1 protein-coding gene is annotated in these 1,282 nt (G+C 36.0%); it reads right to left on the reverse strand.

Translation table 11 applies throughout. The features are described from left to right. Window positions 1–73 precede the first annotated feature (73 nt). Window positions 74–1,282 (reverse strand): polysaccharide biosynthesis protein (locus B2S90_RS00930; RefSeq protein ID WP_286696395.1); only part of this gene is annotated, 1,209 nt, incomplete at its 5' end.

Consider the following 1,282-nt stretch of genomic DNA (forward strand, 5'->3'; position numbering starts at 1 on the left):
GCAATCTCTCTTAAGATGAAATCTTCATCTCTGATGAACTTGATACCATGTATATCTCTTGTATTCTGTTCCATTATTTTCCCCCTAATTCTGGATGATAAGTAGAGACAATCTTGCGTACTTCATCACGGATTGCATCTTGATGCATATCATCAATCGTACCTCTTAGATGATGTAATTGTTCAAAATAAACTTCTTCATCAAAATCTAGAGGATGACCAATGAAAATAGAACCATTCTCTGTCTTCTGTAAACCTTCTTCATCCATCAATAATTCTTCATATAGTTTTTCTCCAGGTCTTAATCCTGTATAGATGATTGGAATATCTACATCAGGAGTAAAGCCAGATAACTTGATTAGATTTCTTGCTAGATCATCAATCTTGACCGGTTCACCCATATCTAGGACGAATATTTCTCCACCTTTCGCAAATATACCTGCCTGCATAACGAGTGATACAGCTTCTGGAATAGTCATGAAATAACGGATAATATTCTTATCAGTCACTGTCACAGGTCCACCATGTGCAATCTGCTTCTTAAATAAAGGAATAACAGAACCATTAGATCCTAATACATTCCCAAATCTTACAGCTGTAAATACCGTATGAGAATGACGGCTGAATGCCTGAATAATCATCTCGCACATTCGTTTACTTGCTCCCATGATATTGGTTGGATTAACTGCTTTATCTGTAGAAATCTGTACAAAACGCTTAACATGATACTTGTCTGCAGCTTTTACAACATTCAAAGTACCAAAGACATTGTTTTTAATTGCTTCATTAGGAGAATCCTCCATAAGTGGTACATGCTTATGGGCGGCTGCATGATACACCACTTCTGGTCTTAATTCATTAAATAAAGCATCAATTTTTTCTCCATCACGAATAGATGCAATACGTACATCTAGATTCAATTCTGGATGTGCATTTCTTAATTCCATCTGAATATCATAGGCATTATTCTCATAAATATCTACAATGATCAATTTTCTTGGATGTCTCGCAGCGACCTGTCTACATAACTCACTACCAATAGACCCTCCGCCACCAGTCACCATAACTGTTCTATTTTCTACATATGAGGCAATCTGATTCATATTAACTGAAATCGGATCTCTTCCTAAAAGGTCTTCAATCTCAACATTTCTAAGCTTAGAAACCTTCACTTCCCCATTCATCAACTGATAAATACCTGGCAGAATCTTGATCTTACATCCTGTATCATTACAGATATTCATCAATTCTCTTCTTTGATTGATAGAAACAGATGGTAATGC

The sequence above is a fragment of the Catenibacterium sp. UBA627 genome (assembly GCF_002299355.1).
In the GTDB taxonomy this organism is placed as follows: domain Bacteria; phylum Bacillota_I; class Bacilli_A; order Erysipelotrichales; family Coprobacillaceae; genus Catenibacterium; species Catenibacterium mitsuoka.